The following is a 23531-nucleotide window of genomic DNA, read 5'->3' on the forward strand; positions in this document are numbered from 1 at the left end:
CTTTGCAAGGGAGGCGTTGCCAGTACAGCATGCGCTGCATTGGCATCAGTCGAGCGAGTATAGGACGTTGGCTGCGTGATACCTATTTTTAGTGGTTGTACCTTGCCGAAAAAGCTATTTGATACCATAATTAGGTATTTATTGGTATTGTGAGGGCGATCAAATGGCTAAAAATACAAGCATTACCCTTGGTGAGCACTTCGATGGCTTTATTACAAGCCAAATTCAAAGTGGTCGTTACGGCTCAGCCAGCGAAGTGATTCGCTCAGCGCTACGTTTACTCGAAAACCAAGAAACCAAACTGCAGACATTACGCCAACTGCTTGTCGAAGGTGAACAAAGCGGTGATGCTGATTATGACTTTGATCGTTTTGTAAATGAGCTCGATAGTGAAAACATTTGATGAGGCCATTTAACCTCACTGTTGCAGCCGCAACTGACTTGCGTGATATCGCTCTATTTACGCAAAGGCGCTGGGGTAAACAGCAACGAAATATCTACCTCAAACAATTTGATGATTCATTTTGGTTGCTGGCCGAAAACCCTGACATAGGAAAACTATGTGATGAAATCCGCACAGGGTACCGGAAATTTCCTCAAGGTAGTCACGTCATATTTTATCTACAGATAGGAAGCCAACAAATCAGGGTGATCCGGATCCTGCATAAGAGTATGGACGTCAATCCACTGTTTGGCGTATAGCTAAGGATTAAGCGTTCTCAAATAGTGGAGATATGTGTTGTACAGCGTAACTAACCTAATATAGCCCGTCGGCTACGCCTCATCTATTTTTATTAATGAGTGTTAACCCAATTGATTGATTTATCAGAGTTAATACTAGCGCTATGCGTATGCACCGCTTTGTAAAGTGCATATCCGTAGTCGTGTTCTACACGATAGCAATCACATGACTTATGGACAATTTTATCGTCAACCGTTGAAGTCTTTAAAGCAACAACGGGGTCTCCCTCAGATTTCACGGACGTATAGATAATTCCATCAGTCGTGTCATCACTGGTAAAAATGTTAAGTAACTTTGAAGTTACTTTATAAAGGTTTCCATTTTCTTTCCTACGTAAGATGTCAGACAAAAAAGCATCGCATAGAATGTGAGCTAAGAATACACTAGGTGTGTACCTTTGCTCTTGATACTGATTCACTTCGCAAAATGAACCAAACATATCTTCAGACATAAACCTTGGCTTAGATTGTCTGCGAACATGGTCGTAAATGCCTACATAATAAACGTTGATTTCACCGCTCAATTCAGAGCGTAATATATTTACTGTATCACCCACCGAGGAATTGGATTCCGAAAAAGCTACGTTAACAGCGCCAGTTCCCGAGAAATATATACAACCATAATATACAGGGTGTCCTTGCTCATTTAAACGCCCAATACTCGCTTTATCACTGTGTTCTTTGGCGATATAAGACAGTTGTGAAACATTTGATTCTGTATGCATAGTTTTGTACGCCCTAGCCCGAAGCAACTTTAACCCAGGGTCTAGTGGGATGTGCAAGGATGTAGTAAAGAAACCAACCAATTCAGATAACATATCTTCGATTTGAGATTCACTTAACTCTGTTTTTTGGTCTATATATGAATTGATTAGGTCGATTTTGCTCGCCACGTAACCTGCTAAGTTATCGTGTTCATTCAGGCTTTTTGCTTTGGCATCAATTAAAGCTTTTATTTCTTCGGTTAACATTTTTCACCAATATAGTGTTAGCACCTAACGCATTATTAGCAGGTTGCCGTTGTGTATACAGTGCTGTGAAGGTTATGACGTTTGTTGTCAGAACAAAATTAAGCAACTTGTTGAACGAAGCCGCTCCGTGTCAGAGTGTGGTATAAATCTTACCAACTAAACATTACAAGACAAGCAGCCGAGTCAATCATTGGAATGATTGTGTCTATGCTAGTGCAGTTAGCTAAGAAAGGCTCTCGGGCCAGTTCAGTTAACGTCGAATTAGTAACTTGTAAGTTAAGTGAGCCGAGCTTATCAAGGATCTAAAGATTATCCGTGCATTGATCACAAAGAGAAAATAGAGTTTCGGCAACGCTATATCTTTTCTTGGTTGTTAGCTGTATGCGTTAGTAACCGTAATATTGAAACCAACCAATGGGACAGAACATGCCATTAAATGTTTGAATATTCTTATTAAAGCTAATGTCACCAGCCTTATAACATTGAACAAAATTGCTATTCGAATTTGATGGTTGTGTTGAATACGTTACGGGCTTAGATGCATTTGCTTTGTTTATTTCATGTGCTCGTTGCTGGTTGAGCGATATTTGATTTTTGTGATTATTAACTTTCCGCAATCCAGATTCTAAATGTAAATGCCAATCCTTACATGTTGTTCCAAGGTTGCCATAGTTAGATTGATATTCTGATAGTGCTAAGCGAACTTTACCTATTGACTCATGTATGTTGGATTGCTCTACTAACCAAGTCGAAAAAGAGTAACTAATCGCCTCTTGGTAGTTGACGGCTTGTTCGACACTATAATCTCCAGAGTTATAGCAGGCTTCTACAACCACCCATTGAGTGGATAGGGTTGTCAATACGTTTTCAGGTATAGGTTGTAGTTGACTTTGTGTTGACTGACAACCTGTTAACAGAAAAATAGCAGACAGTTGCTTTAAAGAATATTTTTTTATCATAGTGGTCTTTATTTAATGCAAACCGATAGATTGCGTGTATTTAGTATGTTAAGAATGTTGTGTATCTCAATCCCATGCAAGACTGAGCCGCTGCTTTCGCTGATGTATCAGGGGGTTGTCATTTATGCTCTGTTAATTTGCTTTATGACTTGAAATTAGCCTTCGTACCAGCAATATGTCGTCAGCATGTTTTTGCACTGCCCCTGTTGGCGTTTCGGCCTGCTGCATTCAGCCATTTAAGCCAAGCTGATGCTTCAAGGCAAGCTCACTTTATAAAAATTAAAACATCCATCGCCTTTTTATCTTAATATCGTAACACATTGATTAATAGGCAACCTTATCGGTCTTTATCTTGTTCGTTCAGAGCTAGAAAATGGTGTGGATTAATGCTTTGGTACTGGCGCTCCATGAGGCTATGCTCATCTAACTAAGGGCTTGAAAAATAATCCATATCACACTTTCTGCGTTACTTAACCAAGATTAAGTAGAGTTAATGTTGGCCAAGGGATGGCTTAATACTGACTTTTTTATGCTGATTGGACATTAGCATAAAGGAGTTGACCGATGAATATTTTGGGCTATTTACAACGGCTAGGTAAGGCGTTAATGCTGCCGATTGCCACTTTGCCTGTGGCGGGGTTATTGCTTCGCTTGGGCCAACCAGATGTGTTTGCCATGCCTTTTGTGGAGGCGGCGGGCAGTGCGATCTTTTCGCAAATGCCAATTTTATTTGCTGCTGCGATTGCCGCAGGCTTAAGTAAAAACAGTGATGCTGCTGCCGCTCTGGCGGGGATGGTGGGATATTTTATTCTAACGGAAGCCCTGAAGGTGCTCGATCCTGCGTTGAACTTAGGGGTGTTTGGCGGCGTTATCATAGGGGTGATCGCCGGTGAGCTTTATAACAAGTTTCACACCATACGCTTGCCTGAGTTTTTAGGCTTCTTTGGTGGTAAGCGCTTTGTGCCGATTATCACTGGCTTGAGCGCCTTGCTGTTGGCGGTATTAATGAGCTTTATCTGGCCGCCTGTCAGTGCGGGAATCGATGCCTTTAGTAACTGGATGTTGGCCAGTGAAGTGGGCGGTAAGTTTGGCTACGGCTTTGTCAACCGCTTACTTATTCCGGTGGGCTTACACCATATCATTAACAGTATCGTCTGGACCGTGATGGGTGAGTACAACGGCGTAACGGGCGAAATGCTACGTTTTGCCGCGGGTGATCCAAACGCAGGCTTGATGTTATCGGGTTTCTATCCGGTGTTGATGTTTGCACTACCGGCATCTTGTTTGGCTATTTACCACAGTGCGCGTAAAGAAAACCGACCAGCGGTAGGCGGTATGCTGTTAAGTATTGCTTTTACTGCCTTTTTAACCGGTATTACCGAGCCGATTGAATATACCTTTATGTTCTTGGCACCTGTGTTGTATTTCATCCATGCGGTGTTAACGGGGATCTCATTAGCGGTCGCGGCAGCACTCGATATTCATATGTCATTTGGTTTCTCGGCGGGCTTGATTGACTATGTGCTGTTCTTTAATGCGCCTGCAGCGAAAAATGCTTGGATGTTGGTGCCACTAGGATTGGCGTTTTCATTGGTCTATTACAGCTTGTTTATGTTGGCGATACGCTTCTTCAATATTCAAACGCCAGGTCGTGAAGATGCGACCGTGAGTGAGCAAGCCGATGATCTAGACAGTTCAGAACTGGCTCATAGCTATATCAAAGCGTTAGGCGGAAAAAACAATCTAACTCAAATTGATGCTTGTATTACCCGCTTGCGCTTAAGTATTGCGGATAAGAGTAAGGTCGACGAAGCCCAGCTGAAAACCTTAGGTGCCAAAGCCGTGGTGCATGTGGGAGATAAAAACCTACAAGTGATTTTAGGGCCGATGGCGGAAATCATCGCCGGTGAGATGAAGGCCATTTAGTGGTGGATCATGGCGCATGACATGGTGTTTGCTCATGCGCTATGTGAGTAACGGTAACCAAGCGTTGCTCCTTTCCTTTGGTGGCCAAATTTGGCCACCTTTTTTGCTTGTAAATGTTATAGTTAGCTGAAGTTAAACGAGAAAAAATAATTAAGAAAGTTATGTTTTGTGATACGAAACGCCGTGAAATCATCCTTGATGGCTTAGCTGCGGCTTCCCTGCGGCAGATATTCGTCTAATAAAACATAACTTACTATTGGGCATAGTTATTAAAGGATTAGCGGCTCTAGGTTAAAGATGAAAATACTGGTTATTGAAGATGACATCACTACCCGAGGCTTTGTGGTAACGGCGCTGCGCCAAGAAGGCTTTGTGGTGGATGAAGCGGGGCAAGGCCGTGAAGGCTTGATGATGGCGACCAGCAGCGAATATCAGCTGATTATTTTAGATCGTATGTTGCCCGAGCTAAACGGCATGCAAATCTTAGCCGCACTGCGGGCTGCTAGCATCTCCACGCCGGTGATTATTTTAAGTGCCATGGACAGTATTGAAGACAAGGTCGCCGGCTTGACGGCGGGCAGCGATGATTATCTAACTAAGCCCTTTGCGCTAGCGGAATTACTCGCTCGTGTTAACAGCATGCTGCGTCGTAACCAGCCCGTTCTGGCTCCCTCCCATGAACTTATTATTGGGACGGTGCGACTGAATATGCGCAGCCATAAGGTCGATGTGGCGGGCGCACCGTTAAAGCTGCAGCATAAAGAGTTTATCTTGCTGCATTATTTAATGGAGCATACGGGGGAGGTGGTATCGCGGATGCGCTTGTTTGAAGCGGTTTGGGATTATCACTTTGACCCTAAAACCAATGTGATTGACGTACACATAGCCAATTTGCGTAAAAAGTTAGAAGCAGCAGGCGCTAAAGATCTTATCGAAACCGTGCGCGGAGCGGGTTATGTTATTCGCTAGGCCCGTATTAAACGGAGCTCGCCATGGCGGCCATTAGTAGCGATGTACTTTATCGTTCGAGTGTTTTAAAGCTGCTGCTTTGGTTTGGTGGCGGCTTGTTTTTGGTGATGAGTTTGCTGATGCAGCAGCTGTATCAAAACTCCTTGCAAACCTACCAACAAAGTTTGGACGACTTATTGCGCCAAGAAACCGAGTTGTTTAGTCAATTAGCAGCGGTCGCCGACACTTCAGTGATCCAAGCCAATATTGAAACGCGGCGCAAAGGTAGTTTGTATTATTACTATCTTGGCCAAGGAGGTAGCCAACAAGGCACTACCGCCGCGCCCGATTATCCGGCTATCGCTAATGTGCAATCGGGCTCGCAGCGCCAAGGCATGCGAGCTACTAAGGTGATACTGCAAGATGGTACGCCTTTGGTGATAGGTATCAGCGAGCAGGTTTACCAGCAATTTCAAAACAACCTGAACGTGCGTTTTTTGTGGGCGACCTTTGTGCCGTTTATGGGGGTGTTTGCGGCGGCGGTGTGGTTTGCCTTGAATATATTAACGCGCTTGAACAAGGTCAATCAGAGCATGAATCAGGTGATGTGTGGTGAGCGCGGTGTTCGCTTGAAGGTGAGTGCGGCCACCGATGAATTTGATTTATTAGCTATTCATCTCAACACCATGTTAGAGCAAATGGAGCAAAACGAAGCTAGGTTGCGATCCCTTACGGTCGATATCGCCCACGATTTGCGCACACCGATGGCGAGGTTAAAACTCAGAGTTGAAACCTTACTCGAACAAGGTGAGTTAGGGTCAAGGGAAGAGGAAGAGCTGCGCTACTTGCAGCAAGACTTTGACCAATTGTTGGATACCTTTAGCGGCATGATGGAGCTTTATAATCTAAGCCAAGGTGTTCACCAAAGCATTCACCAAGGCAGTACTAAGATTACCCTTGAGCCGTTAGATCTTAAGCCGATTATTTTAGATGTATTGGACTTTATGGAGCCGTGCGCCAATGAAAAAGAGCAAGCCTTGAGCTACCGCTGCGATGTACCTTGCTTAGTGATGGGTAACCGTAATCTGCTGTTTCGCGCCATCTGTAATCTGCTCGATAATGCCATTAAATATACCCCTGCGGGCGGCAATATCGAGATAGCTTCTGATTGTTTTGGTGTGCTGGTGGCGGACAATGGGCCGGGAATTGCCGATAAGGATAAAAGGCGGGTGCTGGATCAGCTAGTGCGTTTAGATCCCAGCCGCACCAGTTCGGGTTTTGGTCTTGGTTTGGCGTTTGTGAATACCGTGGCTCAGCTCCACGCTGGCCGTATTGTATTGTCTGATAATCATCCCGGATTGCGGGCAAGGCTGTTGTTAAATCGCAGTGATGGGATAATTTAGGCTCCGCCATCATAGTGCACTCTTACTCTGTGTGGCGTTTGAACATGTTACCTAGTGAGATAGAAATTCACCCCAAGCACACGGTTTAATATGTGATTGGGGTGAACCTGCTTGCTAACGGCTCACCAAATGGGTGGGGTGAACGATTTGTTACCCTAATAGTATTGGCGATATGTTAATTAAATGGCTTGCCAAGGCCCCCAGCGATAAGCACCCGGCTCTTCGCCACGGTTCCACCATTTAGCGCGGTAGGCTTTGCCGTTAAACGTCACTTTATCACCTGCCACATAAACGCGGCCTGCCTGCCAAGGTATTAGCTCAACGGGGGCCGGTGTCGGTGCAATTGTTGGTTCAATCGTTGGCGCAGCTGTCGGGGCAACAGTCGGTACTGGCGTTGGTGCAGCTGTCGGTACAGGAGTTGGTGCAAGCGTTGGTGCAACCGTCGGTACAGGAGTCGGGGCCGGTGTAGGCGCTTGCGTTGGTGCAGGAGTTGGCGCTGCAGTTGGGGTGATTACATTGCCCAGTTTTTGCCATGGTCCCCATTGTTCGGTCCCCGGTTGTTGATTACGGTTCCACCATTTCGCCTGATACAAGATGCCGTTTAAGGTCACTTGATCGCCTTTTACATACACTTGATCCGGTGACCAAGTGCCACTGACCACAGGCTCAGGTGTTGGCGTTGGCACTGGGGTTGGGCGCGGTGTCGGAGCGAGTGTAGGCGCAATACTGGGCTCAGGTGTCACCTCTGGCAGCTTACCGGTGCGAATATAGTCAAGGGTTGCTTTGGCATCAACAATACCACTGCCACAATCGATACATTCATTGGCGTTAGGAAAGGCGCGGGACGTTTGCTTTAAGATGGCTTCAACTTGATCCGGGGTAATGGCCGGATTGGCTTGATACATTAACGCGACGACACCAGCCACATGAGGGGCGGCCATGCTGGTCCCTTGGTAAAAGGCGTAACCTTCACCTTCTGGGCCTTGTTTACCTGTATTGACGGTAGATAAGATGCCCCATTCTTTATTAAGTCGGCTTAGCTCACCCCCAGGGGCGGCCACGTCAACTTCAGCACCAAAGTTTGAATAATAGGCCTTAGCACCAAAATGATTGGTTGAGGCCACGGTGATCACACCTGCACAGTTAGCTGGGTTAACAAAGCGGGTTGAGGCATCGCTGTTACCGGCCGCGACCACGACTGATGCGCCATTGGCACGTGCGGTGTCAATCGCGGTTTGAGTGGTACGGTTACAGGCACCGCCACCGCCCAGTGATAAGTTAATGACTTGCGCTGGGTTTTTGTTAGCTGGTACGCCCGGCACAAAACCGCCAGCAGACCAAGCGATACTGTCAGCGATATCCGATGAATAACCGCCACAGCGGCCTAAGGTGCGCACGGGTAAGATGTTGGCTTGATGGGCGACGCCGACAATGCCGATGCCATTATTGGCGCGTGCAGCTATGGTGCCTGCAACATGGGTGCCGTGCCAGGACGAGTCTTGCGCGCGATCGTTAGAGCGACAGCCCCATTTTTCAACCCAATCACCCGGATCTGAGGCATCAGCATCACGGCCGTCGCCATCGTTGGCCATCATGGTGTTGGAGATAAAGTCATATCCCGGTAGTACGTTGGCATCCAGATCAGAATGAGCGGTAATACCGGTATCTACCACGGCCACGACCACGCCTTTACCGGCATCGGTAGGCCATGCCGAGGTCAAGTTTAAGCCGCCATCGCCGGTACCCAGTGACCAGAGTTGATCTAATTTGGGATCGTTTGGTAACTGGCTAAAAGGACGCATGATGATGTCTGCTTCAGCATAAGCGATGTCGGGATCGGCGTTTAGTTGCTCCAGCACGGCGGATAATTCATCGCCATGATAGGCTTGATCAAACTGATAAACCGCTTCACCTGCCGCTGTGGTGCGCTGGTAGTTAGCGTCACTGGCGAGGTGTTGCGATACCGTGGTTTGCACGTCATCTTGACGCATTTGCATGATATCGGCGCGCATTACCCCATAGCTGGGCTGCTTGTATTTGATAATAATGCGATCGGTTAATTCGGTTGCGGCTAAGGTGTCATCAGCGGCCATGGCGGCACCAGATAACACACTGCAAACCGCTAAAGCAACGGCGGAGCGAGTGGTGTTGTTCATCTTTCTATCCCTGAAAAAAGTAATCTCTATTACAACTTGTTAACAAGTTTGACCTGCTGGAATGTAACGAAAATAGTTCAGGAAAGATACGATTATCAGTATTAAGTATTAGTATTTATGACGTGGTGCAAAATTAATTACTGTTATATTCTTTGGTGGTTTTATATTCGTCTATGAATGTTTTTGTCTTAAGCTGTTTTACTCATCGAAGGGGGTCCCCCTCGATGAGCTATGTGCCTATTTTTACAGGTTATCTATGGTGTTTTTAGCGCTAGCCAGTAAGTTAACATCGCTGTGAAATTGCATCACAGGGAGGTAGCCGTCATCGGTTGGGTAGCTTCTGGGGTTGTTAAAGACATCGGGTAGCATGTCCGGATATTCGACTAGCCCCATGCCAAGTAAACCTAAGTCAAAGCTGGATTCGCGCACGCCAAACTCATTGAGATCCGAGGCGGTATTTTCCACTGCGGCCAGAAACACTAGATCTTTGTCGGGATCGTGAACAAACATGTATTTCAGTTGTACCGATTGCCCATCGAGATCATCGACCCGTGGACTTTGGAAAATATACGCGGTGCAGTTGTCTGAGTAGTTATCAGAAAGAGAAATGTCGAAGCTATCCACTAAGGTCGTAAAGTCGGGAAGTACCGAGTTTGGTGGGGATAGCTGAGTTAACGCTTGGTTGTATTTGTTTGGTTTGTTGATTCGGCTAACACATCTTGTAAAAACGCCATTTCATCGGCATCAAGCACTTTTTGGCTGCTAGTAAGGGCGTTGCGATTGGCTTGTGCCAAACCGCGTAAATAGGCGGCACGGCTGATTTGATGAAAACCGTAAAATGCAAAGATATAGACTGTGATCAGCAAACTAAAACGGGTGATAGCCTGGACCTGCATTGATGGCAGCTCGCCAGCGTAAAAGGGCAGATATATCAGCGCTATTCGCATCAACCAGTTGACTAGAGTGCCGATGACTAAGAGGCTCATCCAACGAAAGCGGATCTGGCTTAACTCCTCCCGTTGATGCTTATGGATAGGGTTATTGCGCTTGATAAAGCGCCAAATCAGACCAAAGTAACAAGCCGCTTGTACTAAGGTAAGGCTTGGCAATAGCAGGGCGTAAACATCAATTTGTTGAGCTTGAGACAAGATAGGAATGCTAGCTTGTACATCGGATGCCTTCAGCCAGTGATAGAGCATAATGGTAAGAACAATCAGACCCACAGCGATGGCCGTTAAGCTGTGCTTGACGATATTGAGCTTGGCTTCGGGCTGCAAACTGGCTTTACAATAACCATAAAGAATCGGCATTAACAGAAAATAACTCGGGTATAGCAGTGGCAAGATCACGTGCATGGGGAGCGGCGTGAGCCCCTTGCTGATCAGTCCAGTGAAAAAATACCAACCTATTAGCACGAAGAGCGTAACCAAGAGTCGATTTGCCTTTGACTTCTCCTGCGATAGGTTTAGATAAAGGGCAAATGCAAAGCAATGCAAACCGCCCAGCAGCGAAAGCCACCAGTAGGCTTGGGTAAAGATATCGTGTAAATCGTTCATTGCGCTCCTCGTTTAGGTGTAGCCAAGGTTACCTTAGTTTGGTCAATCTTGGTACTGAGATATCATAGCCAACTCGGCTTAAGGGACTGACAAGTTTGAGCAAATTGACCGGTTGATACGTATATTAAGTTTGATAAGTAGAATTGCAGTGAGTAAAACATGACGGATAAAAGCGGCGCTAAAGTGCCTGTATCGCGGATTGCGCGATTATCTAAAATTGGCTCCTTGGCCGCTAAGGTTGCCGGCAATATGGCCTATCAGGGGGCGAGGCAGTTAACCCAAGGGCAAGCGCCGTCATTTAACCAACTGTTAATGCAACCCAAAAACATCGAGCACTTAGCGGATAAATTAGCCAATCTGCGTGGTGCAGCAATGAAGCTGGGCCAGTTGCTCTCGATGGACGCAGGTGAATTGTTACCTCCAGAATTAAGTACTTTGCTCGATAAACTACGCAGTAATGCGCAGCCTATGGCCCATAAACAGCTGGTCAATCTATTGGTGGATGAGTGGGGGCAGGCATGGTTGGACAAGTTTAGTCATTTCGAATTGCGGCCGTTTGCCAGTGCATCAATAGGTCAAGTACATCTTGCTTATGATGAGCAAGTGAAAAAGTTAGCGGTCAAGGTGCAATATCCGGGAGTTAAAGCGTCAATCAGCAGTGATGTGGACAATGTCGCGACGTTGTTAAAACTGTCTGGACTATTACCATCACACTTAAATCTAGCCCCGTTATTTGCAGAAGCGAAGCAGCAATTGTTGGTGGAGGCCAGCTATCGCCAAGAGGCTGAATACATCGCCGCTTATGCTGAGCATTTAACGCAGCACCACTTTGTTTTGCCACAAGTCAATCAGAGCTTGAGTAACGATAATCTGTTAGTGATGTCATTTGTTGAAGGGGTGGCGATTGATGAATGCGGTGAGTTAACTCAATTGCAACGAGACAAGATAGCCAGTCGTTTGATTGGGCTGTTTTTCCAAGAGTTGTTTGAATTTCGACTAATGCAGACGGATCCAAACTTTGCCAATTATGTGTATCAAGCTGACACAGGCAAGATTGGTTTGTTGGATTTTGGGGCAACGCGCGTTATTCCCCCCCAGATCAGCCAAGGCTATTTAGCTTTGATCAGCGCCGGTGCCAAACAAGATCAGGACGCCATGTTCGATGCGGCTAAGCAAATCGGTTTTTTCAAGCAAGATATCGACCCTGATTATCTCGCCGCGGTGCTGGGTCTGTTTGCCTTAGCTTGTGAGCCCTTGCGTCACCAAGGCCCTTATCACTTTGGTCAGAGCCAATTGGCACAGCGTATCAAAGCCGCGGGTAGCGCCATTAATCGTGATAAATCACAATGGCACACGCCGCCTGTCGACGCCTTGTTCATTCATCGTAAACTGGCTGGCTTGTATTTGTTGGCAGCGAAACTGGATGCTCAGGTGGATGTCAGGGAATTGTTTTCGCCATATTGATCATTTTCAGGTGCGAGTGAGCGACTGACGCTAATTTGGATTTAACTCTCTTTTGGATTTAATGGCTGTTATTGCTGCCCTATCACAATATTTGTGCTTGGTAAATGTGGCAGACTAAAACCATGGCATAAAGATAAGGCAAGGCTGTGGGATTAAAGATTGAGATCGGGGATTGGCGGCTATTTGAAGCTCGCAATCAGTTAGTAAGGGGTGAAGAAGTCGTTCAACTTGACCAGAAGCAATGTGAATTGCTTATGTTATTGGTGCAATACGCCGATCAGTTGGTGACCAAAGAGCAGATTTTACAGCAGGTTTGGCCTGATCGAGTCGTCAATGAAGACGTTATTTATGTTGCTATAAATGGTTTACGTAAGGCATTTTCGGATAGCGCTCGTTCACCTCGATATATAAAAACCATAGCGGGTAAAGGCTATCGCTTGATAGCTGATGTGACCCAAACGCACTCGCTAACGACGAGATGTGTTGAAAATAAATCGAAAAAGGCGAGCGTTATGGCTAAACGTTGGCTGGCTGGTGGCCTGATTGTGGGCGTGAGTTTATTAGCCACTTGGCTTGTCACTCATTTTCGAGATACTTCCACTAGCCCTGTTGTTTTGAGCAGGACAGCAATCGAGCAACTGCAGCAGGCTAAGTACCTATTAAGCCAATCCCCTGCGCAAGTTGAGCATGCCGAAATCCTACTTAATAAGTTGATCCAGCTCGAGCCCGAATATGGCCCCGCTTACAGCGAATTAGCTGGGCTTAAAATGCGCAACATTTTTGCTAGTGATCCGTTACTTGAGCAGCAAAAATTCGAGGTTGAGGAGTTGTTACAAAAAGCATTGAAATTCGCCCCTGAAGATAGATTGGCGCATCAGCGTTTGGCTAATCTTTATTTTTTGGTGCTAGGTGATTTTGCGAAAGCCAAGCAGCATTTTGAATTAGCTTTGCCTTTGGTTGCTTCTCACTATTTTTATAGCCAATTCTTGTTAGCTATGGGGGATTTTAACGGGGCACATCAACAATTAGATGCCTTTATCCAGCTCTATCCCCAAGGCTATTCCAAGGAGAGCTCGGCATGGATTTATTCTATGAGCCGTCAATATGATTTAGCGCTGCGGGAATTAGACAAGCTGGAGCAGATAGGTCAAGACAGTTTTTACTATCATGTTTCCCGCCAAGCTATTGCAGAATTAACAGGCGATCAGGAGCAGGCATTTAAAGAATTGGCAATATTGATGCGGCGAGCAGGGTATTCATCATCGGCTGTTGCTGAAGTAACGCATCGTTTTCAGCAAGGAGGGTTGAGTCAGGTTTACGCTTGGTTAGCCTTTGATGACGATCTGCAACTAGACATTGGCCAATATGATCCACCGATGTCGAGGGCGCGCTATGCCATTGGGAGTGGAGATTATGAGGCGGCATTAACTTGCCTTGAACAAGCTTTCTCGCAACATCGAGTGGAACTTTTATGGTTAGCGGTTGATCCTAAATATCAGCCGTTGCATGGTCTACCACGCTTTAATGCTTTGTTAGCAGAATTAGGACTGAATTTGCCTTCCTCCTAGAGCAGTTGGAAAATTTTGACGAAATTAACAACGGTGGCAAGCCATCTAACCTGCTCGCTTTAGCCTTTAGAACTCTTTAGATAGCATTTCAGGACAATTTAGTTGTGAGTCGCTATTTTTTTCAGAGCGATAACAATTAAAGGAGCGAAGCGATGTCCTGCTATCAAGATTCTTACTATTTGAGAAAACGATTCATGGGGGCTTTGATGGCGCTACTCTGGTGTGCCTCATTGGAGGCAGCCGCAGCGTCAGGTGAGTTGATTGCCCAATTTAAAACCCAAGGGCCAATCTGGTCTAACATTACCATAGCAGACGAGATGGTCTATTTTGGCAGTGATGACGGTAACCTTTATGCGCTTGACGCCAATAGTCATCGATTAGTTTGGCAGTTTGAAACCGGCGATAAGGTACGTTCAACGCCGCTCGTTGAGGGAGGGGTGGTTTATTTTAGCAGTGATGATGGTTACGTTTATGCTCTCAACAAACAAGATGGTAAGAAGCTCTGGCGTTTTGACCTTGATGATGGTCACCGCCTACGTCAATTACCAGCTAATGAGCCGCCTTGGTTTTATGACTACCGGAAATCGTCACCCGTTTTCAATGATGGTGTGATTTATGTGGGCAGTGCTGATCAATATTTCTATGCCATTGATGCCAAAAGTGGAAAACTGCGCTGGCGGTTTAAAACTGCTGGCAAAATTCGTGCTACGGCTTCGTTTTTAGACAACAAGGTCTTTATCAGCTCTTGGGATGGTAATACCTATGCGCTAGATAAGCGAAGTGGTGAACAATTATGGTTTCACGCTAGCCATCGTTTGATTAACTCAGACCCCAAGGTAGTTGGTAAGTATGTAGTGATAGGCTCGAGAAATGCACGTTTATATGCGTTAAACAGTGCCACGGGCGAAGTGGAGTGGCAGTACCTTTTTCGTGATGGCTCATGGGTTGAGTCGAGTGCGGTAGCCACACCGGATGCGCAGTATTTTTATATTGGCACATCGGATGGCAAAAAATTACTCAAGTTCAATGGCAACACGGGGGAGCCAGTGTGGCAATTTAACACCCAGGGGTGGTCTTGGGGGGCTCCCTTACTTGACGGGGATATAGTGTACATAGGGGCAATGGGGGCAGATGGCTATTGGACTAAAGTGGTACGTGGTTTTTATGGGGTCAATGCCGCTTCGGGAGAGCTGACTTGGCAATATCAACCCGAAAAAATAGCCGGTTATGTTAATGGTGGTGTTTTTGCCACGCCAGCGGTTCATAAGGGGCAGCTTTGGGTTGCTGATTTAGATGGTCGCGTTCGGGTGTTTACTCGTTAACAGCTAATAAAAAAGCCCAGCTGAGTTGGCTGGGCTTTTGTGCTTTAGGGGCTAATTACTTCATTGGCTTAACAATGAAGAGCAGATCGCCACTAGAAACCTGCTGACCGCTGGTGTTCATGATGCGCTCAATGCGGTACTTCTGATCTTCTGGGTAGATAATCGCGCCTTTGCGGTTAAACCCAGCAAGATTGACCTTAGAGAACATCTTCATCGCTTCCATCAAGCCTAAGGTTTGGTTGAGGGTGACGATGTCGCCTTCTTTTACAAAGTCTGGCTCACTTGGTGATGAGGCGGTGTAGAAGATACCGGCACTTTGTGCAATGACCTTAAGCTCGTCAGAGCCTTCCACCTTGATTGAATCGGCATTTGAAGCACCTGCAACCGTAGCCGCGGCTTCCATTTCTGCGATCAACGCGTCTTGGTCTAGCTCGGCCATCAACTTAGGTAAGTAGTTGGTGTCGTAGACGCCAGCACGGAAGGTTTCATCTTTAAGGATGCGCTTCAACAATGGAATGTTAGTCGCGATACCTTTGATAACAACCGAATCGAGGTAGTCGTACAGTTTCTCAACCGTGTCTTCACGATCTTTACCCTTGATGATGATTTGAGCAATCAAGCTGTCGTAGTAAGGCGATACTTCTTTGCCTTCGGCGATCATGGCCATGATTTCCACGTCATCACGCTCAGGTAGTACACATTCGGTCACTAAACCTGGGTTGGGCACTAATTGCATCACGCCGTTTGAGTCCATGGCGGCTTTTTCGGCAGTGACGCGCACTTCAATGGCATAACCGTCTTGTACTGGCTGCATGCTTTCAATGCTTTCACCCGAGGCAATGTTGTATTGGGCTGAAACGATATCCACACCCGACGTTGCTTCAGTGACAGGGTGCTCTACTTGCAGACGCGTGTTCATTTCCATGAAGTAAACGTCGTTGGCGTCTAGGTCGTAAATAAATTCAACCGTGCCCGCACCAAAGTAATTCACGGCATCGGCAATCGCGGCGGTGTACTTGTAAACGCGCTCTTCCAGATCTTTTGGCAGCATGGTTGATGCTGATTCTTCAACCACTTTCTGGTTGTTACGTTGCACCGAACAGTCACGTAGGCCCAGTACACGGGTATTGCCAAATTTGTCACGCAGTAGTTGCACTTCGATATGACGTAATGAAGTGACGTATTTCTCTAGGTAGAGGTCGCCATTACCAAAGGCGGCACGGGCTTCAGCACTGATTTGCTGGTAAAGCTCGTACATGTCTTCAGCTTTTTCAACCACTTGGATACCTTTACCGCCGCCACCGTTAACGGCTTTTAGCAATACTGGGTAGCCAATCTTCTCGGCAATATCTTCGGCCTGTTCGGCGCTGCTAAGAATACCGTGCGAACCGGGTACCACAGGTACCTTGTTGTCTTGTGCCGTCTTGATGGCGTTAGACTTGTTACCCATGGTCGACATACTTTGGGTGCTTGGACCGATAAAGTTAATGCCGTGGTTAACACACATGCTGGCAAATTGTGGGCTTTCCGATAGGAAGCCGATACCTGGGTGCAGTGAGTCAACTTGCTCGTGTTCAGCAACACGCAATACCGAGTAACCGTTGAGGTAACTTTCGTCCGAGGTGTTACCACCCAGACAGACTAGGCGATCATTTGGTCGTAGCATATCTGCCGGCACTGAGGTCATATCAGGATCCGATGCGACCAATACCACGTCGATGTTGTTTTCTTGCGCCTTGCGGATCAGTTTAACAGCAGTACAGCCGCGAGCATGGATCAAGGTGCGTTTAACGGGCTTCATTAGCTCCACAGGGTTAACCTGTTTCGCTTCATTTAGCTCGGCGTCTGGCTGAGGGACAAAACCCGATAAGGCACGATTGATCACTTCTTCAATGGTATTGGTCGGCATTGGCATGGCCACGTCAATATCACGAAGTTTCTGATCGAGATCGTCGGAGAATGGGTTCTTCACTAGACCCGCCATTGAGCCCGGTGTCACCGATAAATAGTTAGACAGGGTTGAGGTAGATGGCAAGTAGGCCGGTACCACCATTTGCCCTGCAAACGGCATGTTAGTGCCCGATAGGTAGTAAGTTTGTGCAAGTGGGTGGGTTACAAAACTGGCTTGTGCACCACCGGTACAGTCACCGTATCCAAACATCACTATAGGCAGTTCGTTATCACGTACAAAACGGGTGATACGGTCGTTCACCACTGCCATTGAGAATAGCGCTGATGCACCTTCTTTTGTTTGCATACCACCCGAGCTGATAAAGGCGATAACAGGCAAGTGTTGCTTCGCACATTCAACTAATAGGGCACAGAATTTCTCGGCACTGGCCATATCGAAGGCACCGGCTTGGAATGCGGTGTTTGATACTGCGATACCGACGCGTTGGTTTTTGCCTTCGCTGAGTTGGAAATCAGCAAAACCTGTGACAAGACCACAAGGCTTGATGCCTTTATCGAGGGCGTCTTCTACCGATAAACGAAAACCTGGGAAATCAAGCAAGTTGGCTGTGATCATGTTGCCATTGATTTCTTTGAAGTTGGCAAAGAATTTGGCAACGATGTCTTCGTAGTTTTTGTTACCTTTGCGTTTTTCATCGCGCAGTAAGCCTTGAATTAACAAGTCTTGGTAGCCCATGGTTAAACGGTTCCAGAAGTCTTTGCGACGACCGATACGCATAGGGTTAATGGCGCCTTTGTAACTTTCTTTGTCTTGCTCTGTTTCGTAGTATTCTGGCAACAAGCGCTCAAAGAAGTAAGTTAAGATAACGAATAAGCTGTCGTTTAGCTGAGGGAAACCAATACTCTTCCATTGCTCTACTTTAGACAGTAAGTCGCCACGGTGTGATTGAGCGAGGAAGAATTTAAGCCAATGGTTAAAGGCGGCTTTTTGTTCTACCGGATCACCTTTGCCGACTTTCTCAAGTGCGGCTTCCAGCGATTCGTTCATCAGTTTAGACACCGACGTACGAGATAGGGCCTGCTTGTCCATTGCTTCTTTAGCGATGCTGGCTAGGTTACCTATGGTGTTATCGTATAACTGGTTGAAAATTAGAATGTTACGACATTCTTGTATAAAGTCTTCGCGCAGTTCTTTGTGAACGATAACATCCACCACAGTTAGCTCGTTAAGATCTGGCCAACCTTTGGTTACCGGGTTGGTTTTTTCATCTTGTAGGTAACGAATCAAAGCACGGAAGTTATTGGTTGCGCTTGATTTCCAGCGGTTGTAAAGGGACAAGCTCAAGTTAAATAGTAAAGCTTGTTTGGCCTTTTCGAAGTTTTCTTTAGGCTCACCTAAGATCAACTTGGTTAGCACGTTACGCTCGGTGCCGACTTCATCACGCTTGGCAATAAAGTTTTTCCAATCTTTCGCCAGTTGATCGTCGTATTTAATGTTGTCAGGCGCTTCTAACCAAGACTCAAATACACGGCGTTGATCTTCTTTAATACGTGCTTTGAGGTCACCTTCTGGCACTTCAAGTTTAGACAGGCGGCCGTACTGGTCTTCAGGAATAGAGTGAATGCGCGAGCGCAAGGTTAAGTAGCGCATATAGCGATAGGCCAAACCGAATGCATTGTTATGCACGGTTGGGTTTTTCGCTAGGTGGAATGACGATGCATCCTCTACCGCTTGCAGGTGTTTAGAAGGCGCTAAATAGCGGCTTAAACTGCGGTGGTAGTGTTCAAGAATATCAGGGTATTTGCGAACAAATTCGATAGACGCGCTTTCAATCGAGTTAATCGAAGACACGATGGCTTTTTGCAGATTGCGCTGGCGTTCATCTTGGTCAACCGGTGAAAAGTCGATGATGCCATCAATACAGCCATTGGTGTATAGCTCTTCAGGTGACACACCCACGAACTTGGCACATTCTTGCCAAGACAAGTTGTACTTGCGGGCAATGCTTTGTAAGCCCTTTGGTTGGATGGTGTTGAAGATACCGTCGCGTACCGATAACAAAATGTTAGCGGTGGCAAGAGGAATAGCACCACCAGAGTAACCAACACCGATAATGATACCGACAGTCGGCACGTCAACATTGGCGCTCTCTGCGATCATTTGTGAAATGCTATGAGCCTGGTTGCCTGCGTTAGCCACTTCGCCCGCGTCGGCTCCCGGTGTGTCGATGAGGTAAACAATCGGCAGCGCCATCTCTGAGTATTTACGAATGGCTTTACTGGCGGCCTTGTGATGCTCTGGCATCCAAGCACCGTTATTGGTGCTGCGCTCTTGCGCTATGATGCCCACACGACGGGTATAACCACCAAAATCGAGGTCCATTTCGGCACAGTAAAACGGGCCTTGGCTCGTTTCACTGATTACTTTGCCGTTAAATCCTGCGATGACATCTTTCGCACTTGGACGTTTGTTGTCTTCAGCTGGCTGCACAGTACGTGCGATATAGGCATCAACATCCAGTTTTTTGATGGCTTTTAAATTAGATTGAATTTTGTCATCGGCGATCAAGCCATCTAATTGGGCTACGACAGAAGGCAGACTGTTGTCAGGAAACAGAGAAAAATCTTTCGCGAGATGTTCGGCCTGGACAAATAGAGGGTCTGCGCCCTTGCTCATTTCCAGAAACGAGGATGTTGGTTTACCAGCCATACACTATCCTTATTATTTCATACACGTATATAGGTGGCATAATCTACAACAAACTGAATTGTGATACTATGCTTTGCAGGTAAACAGCACGTTCCAAATATGGAACAGCAGGAAAAAATGTGACAGATCTGAATGGTATGGCGATTTTCGCCAAGGTGGTTGAAGCAAAAGGCTACTCTCAAGCTTCCCGTTTAACAGGCTTGCCAAAATCCACCATTAGCCGAAAAATTTCTCAACTCGAAGACCATTTAGGTGTGCGATTATTGCAACGAAATACCCGTGGTCTAAGCTTAACCCATGTGGGGGCGCTCTATTATCAGCACTGTGCCAATATCGTGCAGGAAATGGAAGAAGCGCTGGCGACCATAGAAAACACCCATCAAGATATTTCCGGTTTATTGCGTATCGCGTTGCCTGTTTCTTTCCATCAAGATGCCATTGCCACTTTATGCAGTGGTTTTTTACGCAAATACCCCAAGGTTGACCTCGATATTCAGTTTACCGATGCCGAAGTGAGCTTGATTGGTGAAGGTTATGATATCGCTATCAAATATGGCCCACTTGATGCTTCTGATTTGATTGCCCGCTTATTAGTTGAGCGTCAGCCCGTGTTAGTCGCCAGTGCTAAATACCTCAATGCCCACGGTTCGCCGGCAACACCGCAAGATTTGGCTAGTCACCAAGGATTGTTACTGGGCACACCCCGTTCATCGGCCATTTGGCCGATTGGGTTAGGTGCAGAGAAGGCCATGGTGCAATTTGAGCGTAAGGTAAGGGTAAATAGCAATACGGTACTCAAGCAGATGACGAAAGCGGGTGTGGGGATTGCTATGTTAACGGAATCCGTGTGTCAGGAAGAATTGCATTCCGGTGAGTTAAGGCGTGTGTTGGCAGACTACCCTCTAGAGCCCATTAAGGTATATGGGGTGTATTCCAGTCGCCGTCAGCTGGCAAATAAAATCACCAGCTTTTTAGACTTCTTTTGCCAACACTTTAGCAATCACGAGTCGCTACAGCCTTTAATGCGTAGCGTTCGCTAACTGCATTTTGTTTTACATTTGCTTAAATAAGGTTTGGAAGCTGCGGCTCACCGCGACAGGGCGCTTTACATTATTCAGGTGTACCACCATTTTGCCCGTGATGTCTTTATTGACATGTTTAATGGCGGACACGTTGACGATGCTTGAGCGGTGTACTTGCCAAAAGCTTTGCGGATCTAATTGCTGAACGAGATCTTTGATGGGGGTACGGATAACAAATTCCCCCTCATGGGTGATGGCGGTGGTGTATTTATCCTCAGCATGAAAACATAAAACGTCCGTAATGGGGATAATATGTATATTGTCTTTTCGGCTTGCCTTTAGCCACTCCAGGTAGTCATTTTTTGGATGGCTGAGCTTTTCAATCAGCTTAGTTAAACTTTGCTGCTCTGGTTCAGGATCGTCCGCCTTGGCTTCCAAACGCAGTTTTACCTTGTCAATGGCGCGCAACAAACGTTCCTCGGCAATCGGTTTTAATAGGTAATCAACGGCTTCGTGCTCAAAGGCTTCGACTGCATACTGGTCATAAGCCGTCGTGAAAACGATTAACGGAGCATCGGGTTGATTCGCGAGCCTGCGGGCCACTTCAATGCCATCAATCCCTGGCATACGAATGTCAAGGAACATGATATCGGGTTTTAGTTCAGCAGTGAGCTCCAGTGCTTTGTTGCCATCACCAGCGGTGCCAACAATATTGAGCTCGGGCCAATTGTCGCTGAGTAATTTGTCTAGATAAATACGTAGTAGTGGTTCATCGTCAACGATTAATGCGGTGATCTCATGTTGCATAAGGTATTTCCATTTCTAATTTAAACCCACCTTGAGTTGGCTCTTGAAAACGCAATGCACTGTGGCCATCAAATAAGCTTTGTAGGCGCTGTTTGGTATTGTGGATACTTAAACCCGACAGGCGTTCGCATCGCCCTGCTGCACCATCATCTGTGATGACTACATTGAGCTTGTGTAGCTGTGAATTCTCACAAACACCTTTGATTTCAATCTGGATTGTTCCGCCTTCAAGAGCGGGCTCAATGCCAAAAATGATGGCATTTTCAATCCAAGGTTGCAGTAATAATGGGGGCAGTTGTAGCTCCATATCTAATTCAGGATCTATCTTAATATGAAAGGTGAGTCGTTCACCAAGTCGTATTTTATGAATTGATAAGTAAGCACTAATAAAGTTTATTTCATCTTTTAGGCTGACGAGCTTTTGTCTCGAGCCATTTAGGCTTTGTCTGAGTAACCGGGTAAGCAAATTAAGTAGTTCTAAGGCGCGATCAGGATCCGATGGGATAACGGCTTGTAAATTTGCCAAGGTATTAAACAGAAAATGCGGCTCTACTTGGCTTTGTAGCAGTTGCAACTGGCTCAATATCAGTTCTTTTTCTTGTTGAGATTTATCTAACTGAGCTTGCTTGAGTTGCTCCTTAATTTTGAATGAGGATTCCCTCGAGTAAAAATACCAAGCAATCACAAAACTAAATAGGGTGGCAGCAATGAAGGCCTTGATGCTCGCGAACGCAGCCAAGTTCAAGCTGTCGTTTTGCGCCAGATAATGTAACCAAAAGCCGACCAACATGCCTAGCGGAAAAGCAAGCAGCCAAGGGAGTAACCCTTTTCTTTGTGTAAGTAGGTGAGGATACTGAAGGTGGATAAGGGATAAAGGCACAAAGAGTACAAGGCCGATGCCATTGGAAATTAAGATACTTGCCCAGATTGGGGTTGAAATAAGATCGAGCCAAGAGCCGGAAAGGCCGATCAGCGAAAACACCAATATCATTAGGCCAGTTCTTTGTAAAAAAAGCTTTAAGCTTAATTCTGATGGTGAAAGCTGTGACATAGTTTGCCCTGAAATTGGCTGCTCTTTGGCTACTTTATAGTTTTAATGGTTGTTATGAAGCTGTTTAAAAAAAAGCCACCACTAGTATGGGCCTTAACTAGTGATGGCATTAGCCTAGAATATCACTCAACGCATGCAGGGAGCTTCGATATCAGAGTGTGTAGGCACACAAATTGCTTTAGACAGTTTTCATAAAACTGAGGTTACTATAAAGCATTTCTTCACGCTGCCTACGCCTATGCGACAGAAAGACTGTCTGTTCCGATAACTGGTAGCAATAGCAGATAAATGGATTGGCGCAAGCTTACTGTTTATTATGTTAACAAATAAGCAACATTATCAGGTGGATATAGTTTTTATATTGAGCAATACAAGGCTTAACCTAAGCTTTTGTCGCCTTGATATGGGGAGGGAGGATGGGAAAAACCAAGTGTTTGGGTTGTGCGCCAAGGTATTGTTTTTCTATCTTGATTTCGAACTAAGCTTGTTGTTTTGCTTGGCTGTGCGCCAAGCTTTTTGTTTTCTTGGTCGCGAACCAAGCTTACTGATTTAGCTCTTTGACGTCTTGATGGATTTCTTGGGCATTCCAAACCCATTCAAATATGTATTCATCAGACCACTCGGCACGTGGGAAGTGAATTTCAACATAGTTATCTTCAAATTTGTACAGAGATGCGTTGATCTTAGTGTCACTGCATATCCAGAGTAAAATAAATGCCACCAGAGGGTACACGATCAAGACCTTGAACATTGACTTCTTCCTTGAAAAATAACTATAAAATGACGAGAGCATTCTACCTGAGTGGCGAGTTAAATACAGTGCAGCAATGAGAATATTTTACTCTGTTGCAGCCTGCGTTGGTTGCTAGCCTTGGCGAGAACCAGAGGGACTGATCGCTAACATTATATTTATCAATAAACCAAGGCGTCGTAGTAAACGCTGGCTGAAATTAAGCATAACCACGCAGACAGGGTATCATTTTTTTGTGTCAGTAGTTGGGTGCGGTCTGCGATAG

Annotated in this window: 18 protein-coding genes; 9 read left to right on the forward strand and 9 right to left on the reverse strand. The window is 46.1% G+C overall.

All coding sequences use genetic code 11. The annotated features are described in order from the left end of the window. The first annotated feature begins 163 nt into the window (after positions 1-163). The gene (locus K6Y21_RS12160; protein WP_233072124.1) at positions 164-403 is read left to right on the forward strand and encodes a type II toxin-antitoxin system ParD family antitoxin; all 240 of its coding nucleotides are present in this window, start codon (positions 164-166) and stop codon (positions 401-403) included. Beyond that, positions 403-702, forward strand: a complete 300-nt coding sequence (locus K6Y21_RS12165; protein ID WP_233072125.1) for a type II toxin-antitoxin system RelE/ParE family toxin — start codon at positions 403-405, stop codon at positions 700-702. The genes K6Y21_RS12160 and K6Y21_RS12165 overlap by 1 nt, the downstream gene beginning before the upstream one ends. A 92-nt stretch (positions 703-794) precedes the next feature. On the opposite strand, the gene K6Y21_RS12170 is transcribed toward K6Y21_RS12165, so the two are convergent. Together K6Y21_RS12170 and K6Y21_RS12175 are read right to left on the reverse strand one after the other, a co-directional pair. Continuing rightward, positions 795-1712: a hypothetical protein gene (locus K6Y21_RS12170; protein ID WP_233072126.1), complete on the reverse strand. Its 918-nt coding sequence runs from the start codon at positions 1710-1712 to the stop codon at positions 795-797. 386 nt (positions 1713-2098) lie between these two features. Beyond that, positions 2099-2671, reverse strand: coding sequence for a hypothetical protein (locus tag K6Y21_RS12175; protein WP_233072127.1), 573 nt, complete (start codon positions 2669-2671; stop codon positions 2099-2101). Between the two features lie 564 nt (positions 2672-3235). Between K6Y21_RS12175 and nagE the strand changes: the two genes are divergently transcribed. The 3 genes from nagE (at position 3236) to K6Y21_RS12190 (ending at position 6948) form a co-directional block, all read left to right on the forward strand. Beyond that, positions 3236-4597 carry an N-acetylglucosamine-specific PTS transporter subunit IIBC gene (nagE, locus tag K6Y21_RS12180; protein ID WP_233072128.1) on the forward strand — a complete coding sequence of 454 codons (1362 nt, stop codon included), beginning with the start codon at positions 3236-3238 and terminating at the stop codon, positions 4595-4597. Between the two features lie 297 nt (positions 4598-4894). Then, on the forward strand, positions 4895-5566 hold the full coding sequence (locus tag K6Y21_RS12185; protein WP_233072129.1) for a response regulator transcription factor: 672 nt from the start codon (positions 4895-4897) through the stop codon (positions 5564-5566). Positions 5567-5589: 23 nt separating this feature from the next. Then, entirely contained in the window at positions 5590-6948 is a 1359-nt protein-coding gene (locus K6Y21_RS12190) for a HAMP domain-containing sensor histidine kinase (RefSeq protein WP_233072130.1), read from the forward strand. A gap of 179 nt (positions 6949-7127) precedes the next feature. Here K6Y21_RS12190 and K6Y21_RS12195 read toward each other — a convergent pair whose 3' ends face one another. The 3 genes from K6Y21_RS12195 to K6Y21_RS12205 form a co-directional block, all read right to left on the reverse strand. Further along, entirely contained in the window at positions 7128-9104 is a 1977-nt protein-coding gene (locus tag K6Y21_RS12195; RefSeq protein ID WP_233072131.1) for a S8 family serine peptidase, read from the reverse strand. A 243-nt stretch (positions 9105-9347) separates the two neighbouring features. Further along, a complete protein-coding gene (locus tag K6Y21_RS12200; RefSeq protein WP_233072132.1) occupies positions 9348-9728 on the reverse strand; it encodes a hypothetical protein in 381 nt (126 codons plus the stop codon). Between the two features lie 47 nt (positions 9729-9775). Continuing rightward, positions 9776-10660, reverse strand: coding sequence for a hypothetical protein (locus tag K6Y21_RS12205; RefSeq protein ID WP_233072133.1), 885 nt, complete (start codon positions 10658-10660; stop codon positions 9776-9778). A gap of 159 nt (positions 10661-10819) precedes the next feature. Here K6Y21_RS12205 and K6Y21_RS12210 point away from each other — a divergent pair, with 159 nt between their 5' ends. From K6Y21_RS12210 to K6Y21_RS12220, 3 genes are all read left to right on the forward strand, one after another. Continuing rightward, the gene (locus K6Y21_RS12210) at positions 10820-12124 is read left to right on the forward strand and encodes an ABC1 kinase family protein (RefSeq protein WP_233072134.1); all 1305 of its coding nucleotides are present in this window, start codon (positions 10820-10822) and stop codon (positions 12122-12124) included. 146 nt (positions 12125-12270) lie between these two features. Then, positions 12271-13692 (forward strand): winged helix-turn-helix domain-containing protein, encoded by a 1422-nt coding sequence (locus K6Y21_RS12215; protein ID WP_233072135.1) that lies wholly within the window; start codon positions 12271-12273, stop codon positions 13690-13692. Positions 13693-13898: 206 nt separating this feature from the next. Beyond that, positions 13899-15014 carry an outer membrane protein assembly factor BamB family protein gene (locus K6Y21_RS12220; RefSeq protein WP_233072136.1) on the forward strand — a complete coding sequence of 372 codons (1116 nt, stop codon included), beginning with the start codon at positions 13899-13901 and terminating at the stop codon, positions 15012-15014. 55 nt (positions 15015-15069) lie between these two features. Here K6Y21_RS12220 and K6Y21_RS12225 read toward each other — a convergent pair whose 3' ends face one another. Then, the gene (locus tag K6Y21_RS12225) at positions 15070-19635 is read right to left on the reverse strand and encodes an ATP-binding protein (RefSeq protein ID WP_233072137.1); all 4566 of its coding nucleotides are present in this window, start codon (positions 19633-19635) and stop codon (positions 15070-15072) included. A 119-nt stretch (positions 19636-19754) separates the two neighbouring features. Here K6Y21_RS12225 and K6Y21_RS12230 point away from each other — a divergent pair, with 119 nt between their 5' ends. Further along, positions 19755-20675, forward strand: coding sequence for a LysR family transcriptional regulator (locus K6Y21_RS12230; RefSeq protein WP_233072138.1), 921 nt, complete (start codon positions 19755-19757; stop codon positions 20673-20675). A gap of 12 nt (positions 20676-20687) precedes the next feature. On the opposite strand, the gene K6Y21_RS12235 is transcribed toward K6Y21_RS12230, so the two are convergent. The 3 genes from K6Y21_RS12235 to K6Y21_RS12245 all read right to left on the reverse strand — a co-directional run bounded on the left by K6Y21_RS12235 (position 20688) and on the right by K6Y21_RS12245 (position 23266). Continuing rightward, on the reverse strand, positions 20688-21464 hold the full coding sequence (locus K6Y21_RS12235; RefSeq protein WP_233072139.1) for a LytR/AlgR family response regulator transcription factor: 777 nt from the start codon (positions 21462-21464) through the stop codon (positions 20688-20690). After that, complete coding sequence (locus K6Y21_RS12240; protein WP_233072140.1) at positions 21454-22455, reverse strand: sensor histidine kinase; 1002 nt, start codon at positions 22453-22455, stop codon at positions 21454-21456. Before K6Y21_RS12240 ends, K6Y21_RS12235 begins: the two co-directional genes overlap by 11 nt. A gap of 601 nt (positions 22456-23056) precedes the next feature. Then, on the reverse strand, positions 23057-23266 hold the full coding sequence (locus tag K6Y21_RS12245; protein WP_233072141.1) for a hypothetical protein: 210 nt from the start codon (positions 23264-23266) through the stop codon (positions 23057-23059). Positions 23267-23531 lie beyond the last annotated feature (265 nt).

The sequence above is a fragment of the Motilimonas eburnea genome, assembly GCF_021295345.1.
In the GTDB taxonomy this organism is placed as follows: Bacteria; Pseudomonadota; Gammaproteobacteria; order Enterobacterales; family CBDFNC01; genus Motilimonas; species Motilimonas eburnea.